General features: G+C 63.4%; 17 protein-coding genes. 8 read left to right on the forward strand and 9 right to left on the reverse strand.

Annotated elements, in window-relative coordinates; translation table 11 throughout:
* Window positions 1-1572, forward strand: a 1572-nt coding sequence (locus A2J03_RS03825) for a stealth family protein (RefSeq protein ID WP_442971317.1), incomplete at its 5' end; no start/stop codon positions are given.
* Window positions 1573-1634: 62 nt separating this feature from the next.
* On the opposite strand, the gene A2J03_RS03830 is transcribed toward A2J03_RS03825, so the two are convergent.
* Window positions 1635-2540: a phosphodiesterase gene (locus A2J03_RS03830; RefSeq protein ID WP_068369900.1), complete on the reverse strand. Its 906-nt coding sequence runs from the start codon at window positions 2538-2540 to the stop codon at window positions 1635-1637.
* 149 nt (window positions 2541-2689) lie between these two features.
* Here A2J03_RS03830 and A2J03_RS03835 point away from each other — a divergent pair, with 149 nt between their 5' ends.
* Window positions 2690-3484 (forward strand): alpha/beta fold hydrolase, encoded by a 795-nt coding sequence (locus tag A2J03_RS03835; protein ID WP_068369903.1) that lies wholly within the window; start codon window positions 2690-2692, stop codon window positions 3482-3484.
* A gap of 117 nt (window positions 3485-3601) precedes the next feature.
* On the opposite strand, the gene A2J03_RS03840 is transcribed toward A2J03_RS03835, so the two are convergent.
* Both A2J03_RS03840 and A2J03_RS03845 read right to left on the reverse strand, forming a co-directional pair.
* A complete protein-coding gene (locus tag A2J03_RS03840; protein WP_068369906.1) occupies window positions 3602-4699 on the reverse strand; it encodes an acyl-CoA dehydrogenase family protein in 1098 nt (365 codons plus the stop codon).
* A gap of 10 nt (window positions 4700-4709) precedes the next feature.
* Window positions 4710-5885, reverse strand: coding sequence for an acyl-CoA dehydrogenase family protein (locus A2J03_RS03845; RefSeq protein ID WP_068369909.1), 1176 nt, complete (start codon window positions 5883-5885; stop codon window positions 4710-4712).
* Window positions 5886-5969: 84 nt separating this feature from the next.
* On the opposite strand from A2J03_RS03845, the gene A2J03_RS03850 reads away from it, so the two are divergent.
* Genes A2J03_RS03850 through A2J03_RS03870 form a run of 4 tightly spaced genes read left to right on the forward strand, consistent with a single transcriptional unit; the run spans window position 5970 to window position 9283 of the window.
* Window positions 5970-6536 (forward strand): histidine phosphatase family protein, encoded by a 567-nt coding sequence (locus A2J03_RS03850; RefSeq protein ID WP_068369911.1) that lies wholly within the window; start codon window positions 5970-5972, stop codon window positions 6534-6536.
* A 3-nt stretch (window positions 6537-6539) separates the two neighbouring features.
* Window positions 6540-7022 (forward strand): RidA family protein, encoded by a 483-nt coding sequence (locus tag A2J03_RS03855; RefSeq protein ID WP_068369914.1) that lies wholly within the window; start codon window positions 6540-6542, stop codon window positions 7020-7022.
* Window positions 7023-7052: 30 nt separating this feature from the next.
* Window positions 7053-8540 carry an ABC transporter permease subunit gene (locus tag A2J03_RS29695; RefSeq protein ID WP_082897571.1) on the forward strand — a complete coding sequence of 496 codons (1488 nt, stop codon included), beginning with the start codon at window positions 7053-7055 and terminating at the stop codon, window positions 8538-8540.
* Window positions 8537-9283, forward strand: coding sequence for an amino acid ABC transporter ATP-binding protein (locus A2J03_RS03870; protein ID WP_068369917.1), 747 nt, complete (start codon window positions 8537-8539; stop codon window positions 9281-9283). The genes A2J03_RS29695 and A2J03_RS03870 overlap by 4 nt, the downstream gene beginning before the upstream one ends.
* 85 nt (window positions 9284-9368) lie before the next feature.
* On the opposite strand, the gene A2J03_RS03875 is transcribed toward A2J03_RS03870, so the two are convergent.
* The 4 genes from A2J03_RS03875 to A2J03_RS03890 all read right to left on the reverse strand — a co-directional run bounded on the left by A2J03_RS03875 (window position 9369) and on the right by A2J03_RS03890 (window position 14546).
* Window positions 9369-11438 (reverse strand): xanthine dehydrogenase family protein molybdopterin-binding subunit, encoded by a 2070-nt coding sequence (locus tag A2J03_RS03875; protein ID WP_068369920.1) that lies wholly within the window; start codon window positions 11436-11438, stop codon window positions 9369-9371.
* The gene (locus tag A2J03_RS03880) at window positions 11435-12430 is read right to left on the reverse strand and encodes an FAD binding domain-containing protein (RefSeq protein WP_068369924.1); all 996 of its coding nucleotides are present in this window, start codon (window positions 12428-12430) and stop codon (window positions 11435-11437) included. The genes A2J03_RS03875 and A2J03_RS03880 overlap by 4 nt, the downstream gene beginning before the upstream one ends.
* Complete coding sequence (locus A2J03_RS03885; RefSeq protein ID WP_068369927.1) at window positions 12427-12921, reverse strand: 2Fe-2S iron-sulfur cluster-binding protein; 495 nt, start codon at window positions 12919-12921, stop codon at window positions 12427-12429. Before A2J03_RS03885 ends, A2J03_RS03880 begins: the two co-directional genes overlap by 4 nt.
* Window positions 12922-13067: 146 nt before the next feature.
* Complete coding sequence (locus A2J03_RS03890) at window positions 13068-14546, reverse strand: carboxylesterase/lipase family protein (protein ID WP_082897574.1); 1479 nt, start codon at window positions 14544-14546, stop codon at window positions 13068-13070.
* A 79-nt stretch (window positions 14547-14625) separates the two neighbouring features.
* On the opposite strand from A2J03_RS03890, the gene A2J03_RS03895 reads away from it, so the two are divergent.
* On the forward strand, window positions 14626-16200 hold the full coding sequence (locus tag A2J03_RS03895; protein WP_197480612.1) for a S1C family serine protease: 1575 nt from the start codon (window positions 14626-14628) through the stop codon (window positions 16198-16200).
* A gap of 103 nt (window positions 16201-16303) precedes the next feature.
* Here A2J03_RS03895 and A2J03_RS03900 read toward each other — a convergent pair whose 3' ends face one another.
* Window positions 16304-18181: a DEAD/DEAH box helicase gene (locus A2J03_RS03900; RefSeq protein WP_231912351.1), complete on the reverse strand. Its 1878-nt coding sequence runs from the start codon at window positions 18179-18181 to the stop codon at window positions 16304-16306.
* A 272-nt stretch (window positions 18182-18453) separates the two neighbouring features.
* Here A2J03_RS03900 and A2J03_RS03905 point away from each other — a divergent pair, with 272 nt between their 5' ends.
* Window positions 18454-20241, forward strand: coding sequence for an AMP-dependent synthetase/ligase (locus A2J03_RS03905; protein WP_068369933.1), 1788 nt, complete (start codon window positions 18454-18456; stop codon window positions 20239-20241).
* A gap of 56 nt (window positions 20242-20297) precedes the next feature.
* On the opposite strand, the gene A2J03_RS03910 is transcribed toward A2J03_RS03905, so the two are convergent.
* Complete coding sequence (locus A2J03_RS03910; protein WP_068369936.1) at window positions 20298-20912, reverse strand: alpha/beta hydrolase; 615 nt, start codon at window positions 20910-20912, stop codon at window positions 20298-20300.
* Between the last annotated feature and the right edge of the window lie 31 nt (window positions 20913-20943).

Raw genomic sequence — 20943 nt, forward strand, 5'->3', positions numbered from 1 at the left:
CATGACATCTACCTCGTTCCGCCGGAGCAGGACACCGCCGATCCGGTCACCGGGGAGTCCCCCGAGTCCGCAGCGCGCCTCAGCGACCGCACCGACGTCGTCAAGTTCGACGGTCGATTCACACTGAGCATCACCTCGACCACACCCCACCAGGCAATGGTCGAAGATCTGCTGTTCATCCGGTCGGCCCTGGACAACGCAGGCATCAGGTATCTGCTGGTTCGCGGCAACGACGAACGCCCCGTCATCGCGGTGGATGTCACGGCACGTCTCGAGCTCGAAACCGCGCTGGTCGACGCCTGCCTGCGCGAGCCGTTCTATGCCAAGACCGTCGACGTCAAACGAACCAAGGCAGTCCTCGTTGCCGACGGAGCCTTGTCCCCGGCCCGAGATGCGCGCATCTTCCGGCTGTACCGTCCCCGCATCGAACCCGTCAGCACGTTGCACTACGGCGCGTCGACGGCTGTTCAGATCGAGCTCTGGTCGTTCTCACCCACTGAAATCCAGCTTCCGGTCGAGAACTCGCTCACCCGTCGCAGCATCCGGCCCAACGAGGCCGTACGCGGAACCGTCGAGCGGTTCGGCAAGACCTGGCCCACCATCGAGAACATGTTCGCCGACCACGCGTCGGACATCAATTTCGACGTCGACATCGTGTTCTCCTGGGTCGACGGATCGTCGGCCGAGTTTCAGGCGCAGCGGGCCAGGCGCATGCAGAACTACATCGTCGGCGAGGGAGATTCCTCCGCCGCACGTTTCCGACAGATCGACGAGCTCAAGTACGCACTGCGTTCCATTCACATGTATGCGCCGTGGATTCGGCGAATATTCGTCGCTACGGATTCCCAACGGCCGGCGTGGCTCGCTGATGATCCTCGGGTCACCTTCGTCCCGAGCGAGACGTTCTTCGTCGACAAATCGGTTCTGCCGACCCATAATTCGCAGGCAGTGGAGAGTCAGCTCCACCACATTCCGGGGTTGTCGGAGCACTTCCTGTACTCGAACGACGACATGTTCTTCGGTCGTCCGGTCGGTCCACAGATGTTCTTCTCTCCCGGCGGCATCAGCATGTTCATCGAAGCACCCATCCGAATCGGATTGGGCTACAACGACGAAGACCGCAGCGGATTCGAAAACGCTGCCCGCGTCAACCGTCGACTACTGCAGGACCGGTTCGGGCTCATGACGACTCGGCACCTCGAACACGCTGCGACACCACTTCGAAAAAGCGTCCTGCAGGAAATGGAAAACGAGTTTCCCGACGAATTCGCCGCTACCGCAGCGAGTGTGTTCCGCGCGAGCACCAATATCTCGGTGACCAATTCGCTGTACCACTACTACGCGCTGATGAGCGGACGCGCGGTTGTTCAACGCGATGCCAAGGTCACCTACATCGACACCACAGCGCACTCCGGGTTGCGCGCGATGGATAGCCTGTTGCCGAAGCGAGCAGTGGACTTCTTCTGCCTGAACGACGGGAGCTTTCCCGAGGTCGATCTCGAGGTTCGCACCCGTCGCGTAACGGCGTTTCTCGATCGGTACTTCCCGATCGTGGCTCCCTGGGAAACGTAGCCCCAGGTCGGTCTTCTCGCGCCGATCGAGGACTGGCTGAATACCTCGGTGCAGCGAGGTATTCAGATACTCACTCTCGAACTACGCGTGCTGTCGGCGATGCGGACACCTGAGTTCGTCAGGCGGCGGGCGACCTCGTCGGCGGACACGTACTCACCCACCGTGTCGTACGAGCCGATCGGCACGACCGAGTGCACGACCGTGTCGTCGTAGACATGGACCAGGTTGAAGGCCTGCGCACCGTCGCGGCCCCGAATCGCACCCGGCTCCACGTTGAGGTCCTGCGTGTAGCAGGTTGCCGACGCGACCGACACCGGGATTCCGGCGAACGTCGCCGTCGTCGAATAGTGAAGGTGACCAGCGAGGATCGAGCGGACGTCGGTGCCGCGCACGACATCGGCGAGGCTCTGTTGATCGAGTAGTTCCACGAGAACGGCGAGATCGAGGACCGCCGGAACCGGAGGATGGTGCATTGCAAGGATCGTTCCGAACTCCGCGGGCGTCGCGAGAACACCGGCGAGCCAATCCAATTGCTCGGCCGCGACTTCGCCGTGATGGTGGCCGGGAACAGTCGAATCGAGGGTGATCACGCGCAATCCGTCGAGGTCGTGGACGCGGTCCACCGTCCCCGTCGACGGTTCCTGATCCAACAGCCGGGCACGGAAGGCGGCCCGATCGTCATGATTGCCCATCGCCCAGATCACCTGAGCATCGAGGGCCTCCGCGACCGGCTCGACGAGAGCACGGAGTGCGTCGTACGCAGCTGGTTCGCCGCGATCGGTCAGATCGCCGGTGAACACCAAGGCGTCGGGCCGCACGCCCGACGCCTCGACGTCGCCGAGAAGCCGCTGCAGAGTGGCAGTGCTGTCGACCCCGCCGTACAGCTGTCCGCGTTCGACGAGGTGGGTGTCACTCAAATGCAGCAGGCAATGATTCGGGCGTGGGTGCTCCGCCGTCCGAGCCTTCATCGGTAACTCGCTTCCGATCGGCTATCTGTGGGCACGCTGATCGCGTGACCCTCGTGCATCACCCTAGCCAAGCTGCCTGAGAGAAATGCTGTGGGTACGACACACCAACTGGGAAAGAACTCCGGGCGCCGACGCACTACGTTTAGCCCATGAAGATCACTCGCACCAGAGCTGCGGCGGCGACGGTCACCGTGGCGGCAGGCATGATGCTGGGGGCGGGCACGGCAGCCGCCCAGGAACTACCCACCGTCGTGCTGGTCCACGGGGCTTTCGCCGACACTTCCAGCTGGGACGGAGTGGCGGGCGAGCTGCGTGAGCGCGGCTACACCGTCGTCGTCCCCGACAACCCGCTCCGCGGTCCCGGCTACGACTCCGCCGCTATCGAACAGGTAGTCGACGACATCGAAGGGCCGGTCGTGCTCGTCGGGCATTCCTATGGCGGAACCGTCATCACCAACACGCACGCGGACAACGTCACCTCACTCGTCTACGTTGCGGCTTTCGCACCTGCGGCGGGCGAACCTGCCGCGCTGGCCCTCGACCCGTTCCGGTTCGGACTGACTTCGCTGCTACCGCCGGTGCTCGGCGTAGGCGTCGTCGACGATTCGACGAACATTCTCGGCAAGAACGTCGACTCGTACATCACACCGGCACTCTTCAAGCAGTACTTCGCCCCGGACGTCACCGACGAACAAGCCGCGAAGATGATCGCGAATCAGAAGTCGATCGCGGCGACCGCGCTGGTCGAACCGAGCGAACCGCCGTCGTGGGCCGACACACCGAGCTACGCATTGATTCCGCAGCAGGATCAGATCATCCCGCCCGCGTCGGAGAAGTTCATGGCCGAGCGAGCGGGCGCCCAGATCACCGAGGTGCCAGGGTCCCACGCGATCCTGGTGTCGAACCCGGGTGCCGTGGTGGATCTCGTGGTCGCGGCTTCGTAGGCGCGCCGCGCTTTCCCGTAGGCGCGCCGCACTTCCGTGAGCGCTCCGCGTCAGTGGCGCGGTTGAGTGTGTTGGAATGCACTCAACCGCGCCACTGCGGCGGAGCCGCACCGGGAACTACCGGGACAGCACCCGCAGATGCTCGTCCGCACCGCCGAGTGTGTGCTCGATCGCGACGAGCCGACTCACGTAATGCCCAACGGGATACTCGGCGGTGACGCCGATCCCGCCGTGCAGCTGGATGGCCTCCTGGCCGATCTTGCGTGACGACCGCGAGATCTGCAGCTTCGCCCTCGACGCCACCTTCCGGTCGACGACGTCGTCGGCGAGGTTCATCGTCGCGTACAGCGCCATGCTGCGAGCCAGCTCGAGCAACACGTACATGTCCGCCGCACGGAATGTCAATGCCTGGAACTTGGCAAGCGGAACCCCGAATTGCTTGCGCTGCTTGAGGTAATCGGTGGTGAGTCGCAGCGCTTCCTCCATTGCTCCGACCGCCTCGGCACACAGAGCCGCCTGCGCCTTCACCTCTGCAGCCGCGATGGCATCCGCCGCGTCCGATCCATCCCCCAGCGGCTCGGCGGCCACGTCGGACAGTGTTATCTGCGCTGCCCGCTGACCATCGTGCGTCCGATACGCCCTCCGTTCGAGTCCCGTTGCATCGCCGTCGACCAGGAACAGCCCGCTACCTCCACCGGGCAACGTCGCGCTGACGACGAAGACGTCGGCACTGCCTCCGTGCGGAACCGGGTTCTTGACGCCGTTCAGCGACCAGGACCCGCCGTCCTCCGTCGCCGTGGTGCCGACCTGGATATCAGGCCACCGACTCCCGGTCTCGTTGTGCGCAAACGCAAGCAGTGTGGATCCCTCGGCGACGCCCGGAAGGACCCGTGCGCGCTGATCGACCGAACCGACGGCGGAGATCAACCCTCCCGGCAGTAGTACAGCGCCGAGAATCGGCTCCGGCGCAAGCCGTCGACCCACCTCGGTCATGACGGCCATGATCTCCACGGGACCGGCGTCCATTCCGCCGTCCTCCTCGGCGAAAGTCAGTCCGAGCAGCCCGACCTCGGCCAGCTGCTTCCAGACGTCTTTCGACCACCCTGGCTCTTCGGCAACGATCTTGTTGCGCTTCTCGGTGTCGTACGCACGAGCGAGAACCTCACGCGTGGTGTCCCGAAGGAGTTTCTGTTCTTCGTTCAGTTCGAAATCCATGGTTCCGTCCTCACAATCCGAGAATCGTCGACGCGATGATCTGACGCTGCACTTCGTTGGATCCGCCGTAGATCGACACCTTGCGATAGTTGAGGTACGTCGGCACCGATCGCTGCGCCCATCCAGGACTCTCGATGTCCTCTCCTGCCTCGTAGGGCAGTGAATCCGGTCCCGCGATATCCATCAGCATCTCGGTGCCCGCCTGCTGCAGCTCGGATCCGCGCAATTTCAGAATCGACGACGCCGGGTTGGGCTTGCCGTCCTCGGAGCTCGACACCATCCGTAGCTGGGTGAGTTCGAGTGCGAGAACCTCGTTTTCGAGTTCGGCGAATCGTGCCGCAAAGATCGGATCCTCGAGCAGTGTTCCGCCGCCGACCTTGGTTGCCGCAGCGTATTCCTTCGCGAGATCGAGACGGACCTTCGTGTGCCCGACGCGCGCCACCCCCGTACGCTCGTTGCCGAGCAGGAACTTCGCGTAGCTCCAGCCTTGATTTTCTTCGCCGACAAGGTTTTCGGCGGGAACACGGACGTTGTCGAAGAAGACTTCGTTGACCTCGACGCTACCGTCGATCAACTTGATCGGGCGCACCGTGATCCCGGGAGTGTTCAGGTCGATCAGCAGGAAGGAGATACCTGCCTGCTTCTTCGGTGCGTCCGGATTGGTTCGTACCAACGCGAAGATCCAATCGGCGTACTGCCCGAGTGTCGTCCACGTCTTCTGTCCGTTGACGAGGTAGTCGTCGCCGTCACGCAGAGCTGTCGTCCGCAGAGACGCGAGATCCGAGCCTGCCTCGGGTTCGGAGAAACCCTGGCACCACCAGATGTCGAGGTTCGCCGTCTTCGGAAGGAACTTTTCCTTCTGCTCCTGCGAGCCGAACGTCGCAATGACCGGTCCGACCATCGACGCATTGAATGCGAGCGGTTCCGGTACCGAAGCCCGCTGCATCTCGTCGAGCCAGATGTGCCGTTGCACCGGGGTCCAGTCCCGGCCACCGAACTCGGCAGGCCAATGCGGGACCGCAAGGCCGTTGGCATTGAGGATTCGCATCGTCGTCACCACGTCGTCGCGGCTCAGTTCGATACCCACCCTGGTCTTCTCGCGAATCTCCGCGGGAATCTCGGCGGTGAAGAACGTCCGCATCTCGTCGCGAAATGCAGCTTCCTCTTCTGTCAGGGCAAGATTCATGAGATCCCTCCGCTATTTCCACTGTCTTCATTGACGTCCTACTCGACCGTACTCCGGGGACAACTGCGATAATCTTCGCCCACTATGACTTTTCTGGCGCTGGTTCGGCACGGTGAAACCGATTGGAATCTGCACGGCCGTCTCCAGGGCAGTTCGGACATCCCGCTCAACGCGACGGGACGGGCACAGGCCCGCGAGGCCGTCTACGAACTCGAAGACCATCCGTGGGAAGTGCTGGTGAGTTCGCCGCTGTCGCGGGCCGCCGAAACCGCCGACATCATCGGTGAGCACCTCGGTATCTCGCGCACCGCTACCTATCCCGATCTCGTCGAGCGCCATTTCGGTGCCGCGGAGGGCTTCACCGACTACGACGCCTATTCCCACTGGCCGCACGGGCGATACCCGGGCCTCGAGCCGCGACGCGAGATGATCGTCAGGGGCGTTCGTGCAGTCGACGAACTGGCCGCCTCTCACCCAACCGCGTCGGTCATCGCAGTGGCCCACGGGGGCATCATCCGCGGAATATTGGAAGCTCTGCGCGGAGTGCCGTCGCCACGGATCCTCAATGCAGGCGTGTCGACGCTCGTCCACGACGGTTCCGAATGGACCGTGAAGACCATCAACGGCGTCCCGACGCGAAGGTTGTGGTGAACCGTGTACATCGAACGACGCATTTCCGAACTGGGGTTCGTCCTCCCCTCCGAAGGCCAGGCACCTCCCGGCTTCGAGTTCTCGTTCGAATGGGTTCGAGTGCGCGGAAACCGGGTGTTCGTGTCCGGTCACTCACCGCAACGTCCTGACGGTTCACTCGCCGGCCCGTTCGGCGCGGTCCCGTCCGAGGTACCTCTCGACGCAGCGACGGACGCAGCACGTGATGCGGCCCTCGCAGCTTTGGCGAGCGTTCATCGAGCAATCGGAGACCTCGACCGGATCAGCGCATGGTTGACCGTCACCGGAATGGTCAATGCAGATCATGGGTTCACTCAGACGACGACCGCCATCAACGGCTTCTCCGATCTGGTTCTTCAGGTGTTCGGGCCGGAGATCGGTGCCCATGCACGGACGGCGATCGGAGTGGCAGCGCTCCCGATGAACAATGCCGTGGTTGTATCGGCTGAGGTCGAGATCGACGGCTGAACATTCTCCAGGTCAGGGAAGGCGTCCCACATGCACCGCAAAGCCCTCGCGTTGCTGGCCGCGATCGTTGCGTTACTGGCGATAGCCGGTTGTGGATCGTCCTCTGCCCCGCTGATCGATCGGATCACCGACGACGGCGTGCTCGTCGTCGGTACCGAGGGCACCTACAGCCCGTTCAGCTTCCAGGGTGACGACGGCCAGTTGACGGGCTACGACATCGACGTGGTCAACGCGGTGGCAGGTGAACTGGGTGTACGCGTCGAATTCGTGCAGACGCCGTTCGACTCCATCTTCGCCGGGCTCGAGTCGGAGCGCTTCGATCTGATCGCAAACCAGGTGACGATCAATCCAGCCCGGCAAAGTGCATACGACCTGTCGAAGCCCTACACGGTGTCCGAGGGCGAGATTCTCACCGCCGCGACCGATACATCGATCACGTCCGTCGCCGACCTCGCCGGAAGGACGACAGCGCAATCGTCGACGAGCAACTGGGCAGAAGTCGCCGCCGACGCGGGCGCGAATGTCGAGGCCGTGGAGGGGTTCGTCCAGGCCGTGACCCTCGTCAAGGATGGGCGCGTCGACGCCACCGTCAACGACAGTCTCGCCATCGCCGAGTACCTGAACCAGACCGGCGACACCGGGGTGAAGGTTGCCGCGCAGACCGGCGATACCAGCTATCAGGCGTTCGCTGCCCGCAAGGACAGCGGTCTGATGGACCAGATCGACGGCGCGATCGACACCTTGCAGGCCGACGGCACACTCGCACAAATTTCCGAGAAGTACTTCGGCTCGGCCGTCGCTGCTCCCACGGCGGACACGCAGGCGCCGACTTCCGACGGTGAGTCCTCGGTGCAACGGTCGAAATTCGACCTCATCCTCGACAACCTGTGGCCGATGCTGAAGGCCACGATCACGATGACCATTCCGTTGACCGCCATCAGCTTCGTCGTCGGATTGGTCATCGCTCTCGGTGTCGCGCTGGCTCGGATCTCGTCCAACACAGTCCTCGCCGGCCTCGCGCGGTTCTACGTTTCGATCATCCGCGGCACTCCCCTGCTGCTTCAGCTGTTCATCGTCTTCTACGCACTGCCACAGTTCGGGGTGGTGATCGATCCGTTCCCGGCCGCGGTCATTGCCTTTTCGTTGAATGTCGGTGGCTACGCTGCCGAAGTGATCCGTGCCGCGATACTCAGCGTGCCGAAGGGGCAGTGGGAGGCGTCGCAGACGATCGGCATGGGATACCGAACGACGTTGCAACGCATCATTCTTCCGCAGGCCCTACGCACCGCAGTGCCCCCGTTGTCGAACACCCTGATCTCGCTGGTGAAGGACACGTCTCTGGCGTCGACCATCCTCGTCACCGAACTGCTGCGCGTGGCCCAGCTCGCGGCAGCACCGACCTTCGACTTCTTTGCTCTGTACAGCGTTGCTGCCCTGTACTACTGGGTGATCTGCATGGTTCTGTCCCTCTTCCAAGGCAAACTCGAAGTTCGACTCGACAGGTATGTGGCGAAATGACCGATCTCCTCGAAGTGAAGTCCCTGAAAAAGTCCTTCGGCGCGGTCGAAGTTCTGAAAGACGTGTCGTTCTCGGTGCCGTCCGGGACTGTCACGGTGATCATCGGGCCCTCTGGTTCCGGTAAGACGACGGTGCTACGAGCGCTGAATGCGTTGGATCCGGCAGACGGTGGACTCATCCGGATAGGCGACGTCGCCGTGGATTTCGATTCCACGGTCTCCCCCGCTCAGTTGCGAGCGTTCCGCGCGCAGAGCGGCATGGTGTTTCAGCAGCACAACCTGTTCCCACACAAGACGGTGCTGCAGAACGTCATCGAAGGCCCGGTGATCGTGCAGAAGCGGGCGCGCGACGAGGCGGTCGCCGACGCTCACCGACTGCTCGACCAGGTCGGACTGGACGTCAAATCCGACCAATACCCTTTTCAGCTCTCGGGTGGACAGCAGCAGCGGGTGGGGATCGCCCGGGCTCTCGCACTGCGACCGAAGCTGATGCTGTTCGACGAGCCGACGTCCGCGCTCGATCCAGAACTGGTCGGCGAGGTCCTCGCTGTCATCAAAGGTCTTGCGGCAGAGGGCTGGACGATGGTGATCGTGACCCACGAGATCAGGTTCGCAGAACAGGTAGCCGACGAGGTGCTGTTCATCGAGGGTGGCGTCGTCGTCGAGCGCGGCAAGCCCGCCACCGTACTCAAGAACCCTTCCGAGGCTCGGACGCGGCAGTTTCTGCAGCGCATTCTCGCCTGAGCGGGGCTCTGGCGGGGGCTCCGCCCCCAGTGGCACGAACAAGTGCACTGGAGTGCACTCAACCGTGCCACTAGGTGCGGAGCGCCTACAGGTGCGGAAGCACCTTGTCGAGCGTGATCGGGAGATTGCGTACCCGCACGCCTGTCGCGTGGTAGACCGCGTTTCCGATAGCTGCGGGAGACCCGACGGTGCCGATTTCTCCGATTCCCTTGCCACCCATGGGGCTCAATTCGTCGTCCACTTCTTCGACCCACACAGCTTCGAGGTCGGTGACGTCTGCGCATACCGGAACGTGGTACTCCGCGAGATCGTGATTCGTGAATCCCCCGAATTCGAGATCGGTGTTGCCCGCTTCCATCAACGCCATACCGAGGCCGAACGTCATTCCGCCGATCAGCTGCGACCGCGCGAGCCGTGGATTCATGACGCGCCCGATCCCGAACACACCGAGCATCCGACGCACCCGCACCTCCCCGGTGTCGACGTCGACCTCCACCTCGGCGAATTGAGCGCCGAACGCCATGCGCGCCAGATCTTTCTGACCGTCGACCTCCTCGGACGTCTCCGCAGTCACCTCAGCCGGGCCGGTAGCATCGTCGATGCCGCCGACCTTGTCGACGAGCTGACGGCACGCCTTCGTCACCGCCCACCCCCACGAAGACGTGCCCGAGGATCCTCCTGCTCCTGGAGCTTTCGGGAGGGCGCTGTCGCCGAGCTTCAGCTCGACCCGGTCGGCGGACACGGCAAGCGCGTCGGCCGCGATCTGCCGCAATACCGTACGAGCGCCGGTACCGATGTCCGACGCGGCGACGGACACCGTGATCGATCCGTCGGCATCGATCCTCGCCGACGCAGACGACGGGCTGATCAGAACCGGATAGCTGGCGGTTGCGACGCCCGAGCCGATGAGCTTGCGACCTTCACGTCGATGTCCCGGCCTGGGGTCTCGGTCCGCCCACCCGAATCGCTCCGCTCCCTCTCGTAGACATTCGACGACGCTGCGCGAGGAGAACGGGCTTCCGCTCGCTGGGTCGACATCGGGTTCGTTGCGAATACGTAGCTCGATCGGATCGACACCGACCGCGTAGGACAACTCGTCGATCGCTGTCTCCACGGCAAACATTCCCGGTGCCTCACCGGGAGCCCGCATCCAGCGAGGCGTCGGGACGTCGAGCTCGGCCAACCGGTGCGTCGTTCTACGATTGGGCGCGGCGTAGATATGCCGCGACGACTCGGCCGTCTGCTCGCAGAACTCGAAGATCTGCGAAGTCTGTTGGAACGTGTCGTGCGCCAGCGCCGTCAAGGTTCCGTCCGCGTCGGCCCCGAGTTGTACGTGGTTGAGGGTGGGCGTGCGGTACCCGACGAGATCGAACATTGCCTGACGCGGAAGCGCGAGCTTGACCGTCCTACCCGTTGCGCGCGCAGCCATCACCGCGAGAACCGCATTGGGCCTGGTGCTGCCCTTCGAGCCGAATCCGCCGCCCACGTTCTCGGCGACGACGCGTACGTTCGACGGGTCCAGGCCGAACAACGTCGCCAGATCGTCTTGGACACCGGACGGCGCCTGCGTCGAATCCCACACCGTCAGAACGCCATCGGACCACTGAGCCGTCGTAGCATGGGGTTCCATCGGACTGTTGTGCATCGGCGGCGTCGAATACCAGCGGTCGACGGTGTGAACTGCGGATTCGAGCGCGGAATCCGGATCGCCCACTGTCACGTCGGTGGGAAAGCCTGCGTTGACAGACTCGGGCGCGAACAACGACGGGTGTTCGGCGCTCAGCTCGTTGTCCGGTTTCGCTTCGTCTGCGTAACTCACGCGCACTCGCGCGGCTGCGTCCCGTGCAGTTTCGAGCGAGTCGGCGATCACTGCGGCAACGATCTGACCACGGTAGGAAACTCGATCCGATTGCAGCACAGCGAGTTCCGTGTCTTCGAGCTCGCCGAGCTTTTCCGCGTTCGAGTACCACAGCAGGGTGACCGAATCGTCGGTCTGCACATCAACAACCCTGCCGGTAGGGATCGTGGCAGGCACATAACAGCAGTAAGCGGGCGCTGTCTTCTCGAGCTGCTCGACGGCGTAGCGTGCCGCGCCGGTCACCTTCGCAACACTCTCGGTTCGCTGGATCGGCTGACCGATCGACGTCGTAGTCACAGCTGCACGCTCCGATGGGCTAGCTCGGTCAGGGTTTCCGTCACCAGATTGCGCACGAGCGGAACTTTGAACCCGTTGTCTCTCAACGGCATCGCGGCACGAAGCTCGAGGTCGATTGCCTCCCGGAATGCTTCGTGTTTCGCCGAGCGTCCCAGGAGCTCGCCTTCGGCGGTGATCGCCCGCCAGGGTTTGTGCGCGACACCGCCGAGAGCGATGCGTGCCTCGGTGACCTGCCCATCCTCGACCCGTAGGACTGCAGCGACCGACGCCAGCGCGAAAGCGTAGGACGCGCGATCGCGAACCTTGCGATAAACGGATACAGCCTGCTCGGGTAGCGCCGGGATGCTGATTCCAGTGACTATCTCGTCGTGGCCGATGTTGGTGTCGAGGTCGGGATCGTGACCCGGGAGTCGGTACAACTCGCTGATGGGGAGCTTGTGCGCCCCCGACGGACCTACGATCTCGACGACTGCATCGAGTGCCGTCAACGCGACAGCCATGTCGGACGGGTGCGTCGCGACGCAGTGGTCGGATGCACCGAGGATCGCCAGGTTTCGGTGATCACCCTCGATCGCGGGACAACCCGAGCCTGGATCTCGCTTGTTGCATGGTTTGCTCGAATCCATGAAGTAGCCGCACCGAGTGCGCTGGAAAAGATTGCCTCCGACGGTGGCCATGTTGCGCAGTTGACCGGATGCACCGGACAGCACGGCCCGCGACAGCACTGGGTAGCGCGAGCGTACAACCGGGTGCACGGCTAGATCACTGTTACTGACGCCGGCCCCGACACGCAGGGAGCCGTCATCGTCGACGTCGATCGCGTCGAGCGGCAGTTTGCTGATGTCGATGATCGACGAGGGTTGCGCTACACCGAGTTTCATGAGATCGACAAGGTTGGTACCACCGCCGAGAAGTGAGGAGTCCGGGTCGGATGCAAGCGTGGCAATCGCGTCTTGGACGTCTACGGGGGACTCGTAGCTGAATGTTTTCATTCGCTCGCCTTCAGTACAGCCGGCACGATGTTCGGATAAGCACCGCAGCGACACAGATTCCCGCTCATTCGCTCGCGGACCTCTTCGGGTGTCAATCGAGGGTGATCGTTCTCGGTGACCGCGCTCGGCCAACCCTGTTTCGCTTCCTCGATCACCGCGACTGCAGAACAGATCTGGCCGGAGGTGCAGTATCCACATTGGAAAGCGTCGTTGTCGATGAACGCTTGTTGGACGGGATGGAGAGTGTCGCCGTCGGCGAGGCCCTCCACTGTGACAATGTCTCGACCTTGGTAGCCGATCGCGAAAGCGAGGCAGCTGTTGATCCTCCGACCGTCGACAAGGACGGTGCAAGCGCCGCACTGACCGTGGTCGCAGCCCTTCTTGGCGCCGATGAGATCGAGGTGCTCTCGAAGCGCGTCGAGCAGCGTGGTTCGTACATCGCAGTCCAGCTCATGGTCGGTGCCGTTCACCCGGAGGGTCACTCTGCTCATGGCCGGTCAGGTACCCGGGTGGCCGGACCGTCAAACGCTCAAATACTTTGGCGCACAATGTTGGAAAGGCTAACCTCCACTACCCTAGTGGTGCGGTTAAGTGTTCCGGAGTGCACTCAACCGCGCCACTGCGGCGGAGCCGCACGCTACGTGAAGCCCAGGATCTCCTCACCCCATGCTCGACGGAGTTCACGGTCCGGGTCCTCGACTTCCTGGTCGCGCTTGTCGATCAGCAGAGTCGTCCTCGATTCCTCGTCGTAGGGCGTCCACGGGTCCCGGCCGTACGCGAAATCGATCCATCGTTTCTGGACCCGTCCGCTGACCTCGAGAGCGGTTCGGTGCCCGCCCAACTTGAAGGTCGGGTCCTTGGGAACGACGCCGAAGTTGCCGAACACGTACGGCACCTCGGTACCGTGCATCGCCCCGAGTCGGGTGATGCGCAGGAACGGCGTCGCCTGATCGAAGCGATACAGGAACGTCCGCGCTCGCCTGCTGTGTGCCTCGGCGATCCACAGTGTCGGCATACGGAACGCTGCGTCCCGCGAGATCTCGAGTGCCGTTCGCTTCTTCGAGTGCTCGGGATACGCCGCTTCGACCTCGTTCTCTTCGTCGGCCCGCATGTCGGGGTGATCGGCCGCGATCGCCTGGAACATCTCGTGCACCTTGTCCGGCGTGATGGGCATCAGCGGGGACTTCATCAGCTTGAACATCGAGGATTCGTCGTGGTTCGTGCCGATCAACAGCGGGACCGGATGAGCCAGGCCCTTCTGAAACGCCGCCACCGGGTAGTGCGGTACGAAATCCCGGTCGACGACGGGTGCCAACGCAAGAGTGCCCGGCACCTTGGACGGAATCTCCTGCACCAACTCCCCGCACACCCGAACGAACTCGGATACCGGCAGCTCCCGCAGTTCCGACGCCTCGACTCCCGCGAGTTCGAGGAAGCGCTCGGCAATGCTCTCGGCCCTGTCGGCGCCGTACACCGACGTGGCGGGCGAGCTCTCCGCGATGACCCGGTGGAAGAGTCCCTCGGAGGCAGGCGAAACCATCAGTGTCGTCACCGACCCGCCACCTGCGGATTCGCCGAACAGCGTCACCTGGGACGGATCACCACCGAACGCCGCGATGTTGTCTCGAACCCACTCGAGAGCGGCAACCTGATCTCGCAGACCGAGGTTCGAATCGAAGTCGCCGAACTTCGAGAAATCCAGGAACCCCAGCGCGCCTAGCCGGTAGTTGACCGTCACCAACACCACACGGCCCTCGGCGACCAGCTTCCGGCCGTCGTACATCCGTTGCGCCGACGAACCGAGGAAGTACGCGCCGCCGTGAATCCACACCATGACCGGAAGATTCGCGGCCCCCTCCGGAGCCCACACGTTCAGCGTCAAGCAATCCTCGCCGATCGTCAGACCCGGATCGATGGGCAGCGGACCGTGCTCGGTCTGCGGAGCGATATGTCCGAACGCCGTCGCATCCCGAACCTCCGACCACGACGCAGGCTCCCTCGGCGCTCTCAGCCGCAACTCCCCCACCGGAGGCGCCGCGTAGGGCACCCCTTTCCACACCGCAACACCGTCGTCGACACTTCCCATGACCTGCCCGTACCGGGTCGTCACAATCACCAGACCATCATGCCCCGTACTGAGTGAGTCCAAGTCGCTTACAACCACTCTCCAAGTCGGTGCCGCCACAGTTCTGCCCATGACAACAACAGCCCGCACTCTCGCGAGAAGCACGACCACCGCACTCGCTCTGGCCGCCACCGCCGCACTCCTCAGCGCTTGTTCCTTCTCCGTCGGCACTTCCACCGACGACGCCCAGCCTGCGTCCGATGGTGGCGTCGACTTCACTGGACTGCAGTCGGCGACGATTCAGCTCGAAGCCCTCGGCACCTTCGTCTCACCTCAGGAAGGCGGATACGAAGCTGCCGGACGCGGTTCCGGTTTCCTCATCTCCCCCGACGGATATGCACTGACCAACAATCACGTGGTCACCGGCGCCGGCACGCTCAAGGTGTGGCGCGGCGGCGACCAGAGCACAGAACTCAATGCTCGCGTCGTCGGTTCTTCCGAATGCCTGGATCTCGCCGTCGTGAAACTCGACGGCACCGACTTCCCCTACGTGTCGTTCCACGACGGTCCGATCAACACCGCCGACGAGATCTATGCCGCCGGCTTCCCACTCGGTGACCCGACGTTCACGATGACCAAAGGCATCGTCTCCAAGGCCGACACCGCAGGCGACACGCCGTGGGCATCACTCGACCACGTCATCGAACACGACGCGAAGATTCGCAGCGGCAACTCCGGTGGCCCACTCGTCGACCCGGACGGCAAGCTCGTGGGCGTCAACTACGCAGGAAGCGACATGTACGACACCAACATGGCCATCCATCGCGACGAAGTCCAGAACGTCGTCGAGGACCTCAAGGGCGGCAAGAACATCCTGAGCCTCGGCATCAACGGAGAAGCGCTCACCGACGACGAGGGCACCGGACTCGGAGTGTGGGTCAACTCGGTCGCATCGGGCTCGGCGGCCGACAAAGCAGGAGTCGAACCCGGCGACCTGCTGACCAGCATGGAGGGCGTCACGCTCGGTACCGACGGGACGCTCGCCGACTACTGCAGCGTCCTGCGCACGCACGGACAGGACGCAACCCTCTCGGTGGAGGTCTACCGGCCTGCCACGGACTCGTACCTACGCGGCCAGTTCAACGGTGAAGCGATCGAGGAAACGACGACGGTGTCGTCGGCGGTCACGCCGTCCACCGGCGGTAGCAGCGCTTCGCAGACCAGCGCCGGCGGCTTCACCACGGTCGAGGACAACGACGGAGTCGTGACGGTCGACGTGCCCGCGGCGTGGAATCAGGTGGACGGCAACAAGTTCGTCGACGATCGAGGAAACTACTTCTACGGCGTCGAGGCCAGCTCGAATCTTGCTCAGTACCAGGGAGGTTGGGGTGCGGTCGGCACCTCGGTCATGGCCTCGGACACCGCTGTGTCGAACTCCTCGCCGGAGGATCTCCTGAACTGGGCGACGGCATCGCTGCCGCAGTCCGGATGCGTCTCGACCGGCCGTGAGGACTACAGCGATGCCGTGCACACCGGCCGGTTCGAGGTGTGGACCGGTTGTGGGGAAACCGCAGCCACGTACATCCTCGTTGCTGCCCAGGCAGATTCTGGTCGCTACCTGACTCTGGTCGCGGTGCAGGCCAACAGCGACGCCGATCTCGACGCCGCGGATCGGGTGATGAACAGCTTCACCGTCTCCCTCTAGATCGACTCCCTGCAGATCGACGAAAATGCCCCGCTCACCTCATCGGTGAGCGGGGCTTGTCTACAGGTCAGCTGGGCCCTACAGATCAGCTAGGCCCTACAGGTCAACTACGGCGCGGCTTGCCCCTCTTGTCGCCACCGAACTTGCCGCCCCCGCGGGGGCCACCGCGATCACCGGGAGGACCGGAGTCAGGTGTCAGTTGGATCAACACGCCGCTGATTCGAGTGCGACGCAGCGCTTCCACTGTTTCGTCGGCGAGATCGGCGGGAAGCTCCACCAGCGAATGATCCGGACGAATGCTGATGTGCCCGAAGTCGCTCCGACGTAGGCCGCCCTCGTTGGCGATGGCTCCGACGATCGCTCCGGGAGCAACGTGATGCCGCTTCCCGACGGCGATGCGGTACGTCGCCATCTCCTGGCCGGTCTTGCGATGATGCGAACTCGCTGCATCCTCGTCGAAACTGCGCGCGGGCCGAGGTTCACGCGGCTCGCGGGGAGCACGCGGGGGCGCGGGCGGCTCTGGCTCGAGCAAGAACGCCTCGCCGTCGCGGGACTGCACGGCCAGCGCAGCGGCGATGTCGGCGATCGGGACGTCGTGATCGCGCTCGTAGTCCTCGATCAGGCGACGGAAGAGAGCCAAATTTTCGTTGCCGAGGCTCTCGGTGATCGAGTCGCCGAACTTGGTGACGCGCTGCGCGTTGACGTCGTCGACGCTCGGCAACTGCATCTCGGTGATCGGCTGGCGCGTCGCGCGTTCGATGGCTTTGAGTAGATGACGTTCCCGCGGCGCGACGAACAGCAGCGCCTCACCCGCACGGCCGGCTCGACCGGTACGGCCGATGCGGTGGACGTAGGACTCGGTGTCGTGCGGGATGTCGTAGTTGATGACGTGCGAAATGCGATCGACATCGAGACCACGCGCTGCAACATCGGTGGCGACCAGGACGTCGATCTGGCCGTTCTTGAGCTGGTTGATGGTCCGCTCGCGCTGGGCCTGCACGATGTCGCCGTTGATGGCCGCTGCGGAGAATCCGCGTGCCCGCAACTTCTCGGCGAGTTCCTCGGTGGCCTGCTTGGTGCGGACGAACATGATCATCGCCTCGAACTCTTCGACCTCGAAGATTCGGGTCAGAGCCTCCAGCTTTCGCTGATGCGCCACCTGAACGTAACGCTGCGTGATGTTCGGCGCGGTCGAGGTCTTGGTCTTGACGGTGATCTCGACCGGGTCGTGCAGATACTGCTTGGAGATCTTGCGGATCGCAGGCGGCATCGTGGCCGAGAACAGCGCGACCTGCTTGTACTCCGGAGTGTCGGACAGAATGCGCTCGACGTCCTCCTGGAATCCCATCTTGAGCATCTCGTCTGCCTCGTCGAGCACGAGGTACTCGAGGCCGGACAGATCGAGCGTGCCCTTCTCCAGGTGATCGATGACACGACCCGGCGTTCCGACGATGATCTGCGCACCCTTGCGCAACCCGGAAAGCTGAATGCCGTACGCCTGACCACCGTAGATCGGCAAGATGTGCAGGCCGGGGATGTTGGCCGCGTACTTGCCGAACGCCTCCGCCACCTGCAGTGCCAGCTCACGCGTCGGGGCCAGCACGAGCGCCTGCGGCACCCGGCGTGACACGTCCAGACGGGACAGGATCGGCACCGCGAACGCTGCGGTCTTACCGGTTCCGGTCTGCGCGAGGCCGACGACGTCGTTGCCCGCCATCAACGGCGGAATGGTCGCGGCCTGAATGGGCGACGGGCTCTCGTAGCCGACGTCGTGCAGGGCCTTCAGGACCCGTTCGTCGATGCCGAGGTCGGCGAAGGTGATCGGTGGCGCCTCTTCGACAGCGGGGGTCGCGTCGATCGGCGCTGATGCCTGCCCGTTCGAAGTTGATTCGTTCGAAGTTGATTCGTTCGAAGTGGACTCGTTCGAAGTCGACTCGTCAGGGGTCACGTCGGCATCCTGATTCGGCTCTGTTGTGCTCATATACAGGCGAGTTTAGTCCCTGTCACCTCTTCCGCAGGACGCAAGTGCCGATAATGCGCTCAGCACGTTCATTGTCGGCCTGTCCAGCGACTCGCGGGGCGAATCGAGCCTCGTCAACAGCAGCACGACCGGTTAGGGTGCACAGCGAGTCACACATAACTCCACAGGACTGGTCGGAAAATTCGCAAACCGGACACCATCCGTAGTGCAACCCGGCCGGGAATGTGATGAAATGCACATCTGTTACGTCATTTTCCCGGAGGGGTCTTACAGTGCGCGAATATTCTGTGCCTGCGTCGTTCACAATTCCAGACGATGCATCGATGGCCGATACCATTTTCCGGCACGAGACGGAGTCCCCGAACATCGTCCCGTTCCAGCGTTTGATCGGTGGGACGTGGACCGATGTCACAGCGTCGCAGTTCGCCAAGGAGGTCAAGGCAGTCGCCAAGGGCCTGATCGCGTCGGGCGTCGAGCTCGGCGATCGCGTGGCGATTCTGTCTGCGACGCGGTACGAGTGGGTCCTTCTCGACTATGCGATCTGGACCGCAGGTGGATGCACCGTTGCAATCTACGAAACGTCCTCGGCCGATCAAGCTCAGTGGATTCTGGAAGATTCGGCAACCTCGTTGCTGATCCTGGAAACCCCAGCACATGCGGAGGCCCTGAAGGAGGTCACCGAGGGTGCCGCCGATCTGCGCGAGGTCCTGCAGATCGATGCAGGGGCCATCGACGAGCTCACCACACGCGGCGCAGGCGTCAGCGACGACGACCTTCATGCACGTCGCCACCAGGTCACCGCGTCCTCACCCGCGACGCTGATCTACACCTCGGGAACCACTGGCCGTCCCAAGGGCGTGCAGCTCACCCACGCCAACTTCTACGCAGAGGTGCAAGCAACCCAGCTGGCGCTGCACGACTCGATGAAGGAGGGCAACCGCACACTGATGTTCCTGCCGATGGCGCACGTGTTCGCCCGCGCCGTCTCGTTCGGAGCGTTCGAGGCCAAGGTCACCGTCGGCCACACCTCGGACGTCACGACGCTGCTCGACCAGTTCGCGTCGTTCAAACCGGACTTCATCCTGTCGGTGCCCCGCGTGTTCGAGAAGGTCTACAACTCGGCCAAGGAGAAGGCGTATGACGGCGGCAAGGGCGGAATCTTCGACAAGGCTGCGGCCACCGCCATCGAGTGGAGCGAAGCCAAGGACAAGGGCGGCCCCGGACTGCTGCTCAACATCAAGCACACGGTGTTCGACAAGCTCGTCTACTCCAAGCTCCGCGCCGCACTCGGCGGCAACTGCGACCGCGCGGTCTCCGGCGGCGCACCTCTCGGTGCCCGACTCGGTCACTTCTTCCGCGGCGTCGGAATCCCGGTGTACGAGGGCTATGGACTCACTGAGACCAGCGCCGCGATCACCGTCAACACCACCTCCGAACAGCGCATCGGCAGCGTCGGAAAGCCGCTCAGCGGTCACGCAGCGAAGATCGCCGACGATGGCGAACTTCTCCTCAAGGGCCCTGTCGTGTTCGGCGGATACTGGCACAACGAGAAGGCGACGTCCGAGTCGATCATCGACGGCTGGTTCCACACAGGCGACCTCGGCGCCATCGACCAGGACGGCTACGTCTCCATCACCGGTCGTAAGAAGGAAATCATCGTCACCGCGGGCGGCAAGAACGTCGCACCGGCAGTGCTGGAAGATGCCATGCGGGCAAACGCACTCATCAGCCAGTGTCTCGTGGTCGGCGATGCGAAGCCCTTCATCGGCGCCATCATCACGCTGGATCCGGAAGCACTCCCGGGCTGGAAAGAGCGCCACGGGATCGCGGAGGACGTGCCGTTCGCCGAACTGTCGAAGAACGCCGAGCTCATCGCCGAGATCGACAAGGCAGTCGCGGACGCGAACAAGAAGGTGTCCAACGCAGAACAGATCAAGAAGTACAAGATCCTCGAGCAGGACTTCACCGTCGAAACCGGCGAGCTCACGCCGACGATGAAGCTCAAGCGCAACATCATCCACCAGGAGCGCGGCGCCGAGATCGAATCGATCTACAGCTAGATTCCACCCGCGTGTGACGTACAGGCACGGGCCTGTACGTCACACGCGTCTGTATTTCACACGTGTGCGAGTACGAACTCCGCAGCTTCCAGTGGGACCGTGCGATGCACTTTCTCGTGCAGGAGATCGTGGCCTGCATCCTCGAACTCCCGCATCGTGGCACCTGGAACGTTCGGGATCCACGCACGAACTGCGTCGATCGGAGCCAACCGGTCGTCGACGCCGTGTACAGCCAGCAGCGGCAAAGCCGATCCGCTCAGATCCGACGCCGAGCCGGTGGTCGATTTCGGTGTTCCACACAGGACTACCGAGGTGAATCCGCTCGGGTTCTTCTCGAGGGCCGCGATAGCGGTCGCAGCTCCCAGCGAGTGACCCATCAGCGCCATCGGGATCCCGCTGCGCTCCGAACGAGCGATGTCCGCGAGCTGCAACGCGTTGTCGGCGAGCCCGGCGATCTGAGATGCGTCGGACAACTCGCCTTCCGTCAGCCCGTGACCGACGTGGTCGATGGCCCACACGTCGATGCCCTCGTTGTTCATGAGGCGGGCGAACCGATGGTAGTGCCCGCTGTTCTGACCCAAGCCATGAAGAAACACCAGGACGAGACGCGGATGTGCCGTGGTCCACGAACGGTAGTGGACGGCACCGGTAGCTCCTTCGAAAAACGGCATTCGACTATTTTGCATGGCGGGCAGTTCTGTC

Origin of the sequence: Rhodococcus sp. EPR-157 (assembly GCF_001647195.1) — a bacterium.
Lineage (GTDB): Bacteria > Actinomycetota > Actinomycetes > Mycobacteriales > Mycobacteriaceae > Rhodococcoides.

Coding starts and splice junctions, on each gene's coding strand:
- A2J03_RS03830 (WP_068369900.1), bottom strand. CDS start 2,540: ATGAAGGCTCGGACGGCGGAGCACCCACGCCCGAATCATTGCCTGCTG.
- A2J03_RS03835 (WP_068369903.1), top strand. CDS start 2,690: ATGAAGATCACTCGCACCAGAGCTGCGGCGGCGACGGTCACCGTGGCG.
- A2J03_RS03840 (WP_068369906.1), bottom strand. CDS start 4,699: ATGGATTTCGAACTGAACGAAGAACAGAAACTCCTTCGGGACACCACG.
- A2J03_RS03845 (WP_068369909.1), bottom strand. CDS start 5,885: ATGAATCTTGCCCTGACAGAAGAGGAAGCTGCATTTCGCGACGAGATG.
- A2J03_RS03850 (WP_068369911.1), top strand. CDS start 5,970: ATGACTTTTCTGGCGCTGGTTCGGCACGGTGAAACCGATTGGAATCTG.
- A2J03_RS29695 (WP_082897571.1), top strand. CDS start 7,053: ATGCACCGCAAAGCCCTCGCGTTGCTGGCCGCGATCGTTGCGTTACTG.
- A2J03_RS03870 (WP_068369917.1), top strand. CDS start 8,537: ATGACCGATCTCCTCGAAGTGAAGTCCCTGAAAAAGTCCTTCGGCGCG.
- A2J03_RS03880 (WP_068369924.1), bottom strand. CDS start 12,430: ATGAAAACATTCAGCTACGAGTCCCCCGTAGACGTCCAAGACGCGATT.
- A2J03_RS03885 (WP_068369927.1), bottom strand. CDS start 12,921: ATGAGCAGAGTGACCCTCCGGGTGAACGGCACCGACCATGAGCTGGAC.
- A2J03_RS03895 (WP_197480612.1), top strand. CDS start 14,626: ATGACAACAACAGCCCGCACTCTCGCGAGAAGCACGACCACCGCACTC.
- A2J03_RS03900 (WP_231912351.1), bottom strand. CDS start 18,181: ATGAGCACAACAGAGCCGAATCAGGATGCCGACGTGACCCCTGACGAG.
- A2J03_RS03910 (WP_068369936.1), bottom strand. CDS start 20,912: ATGCCGTTTTTCGAAGGAGCTACCGGTGCCGTCCACTACCGTTCGTGG.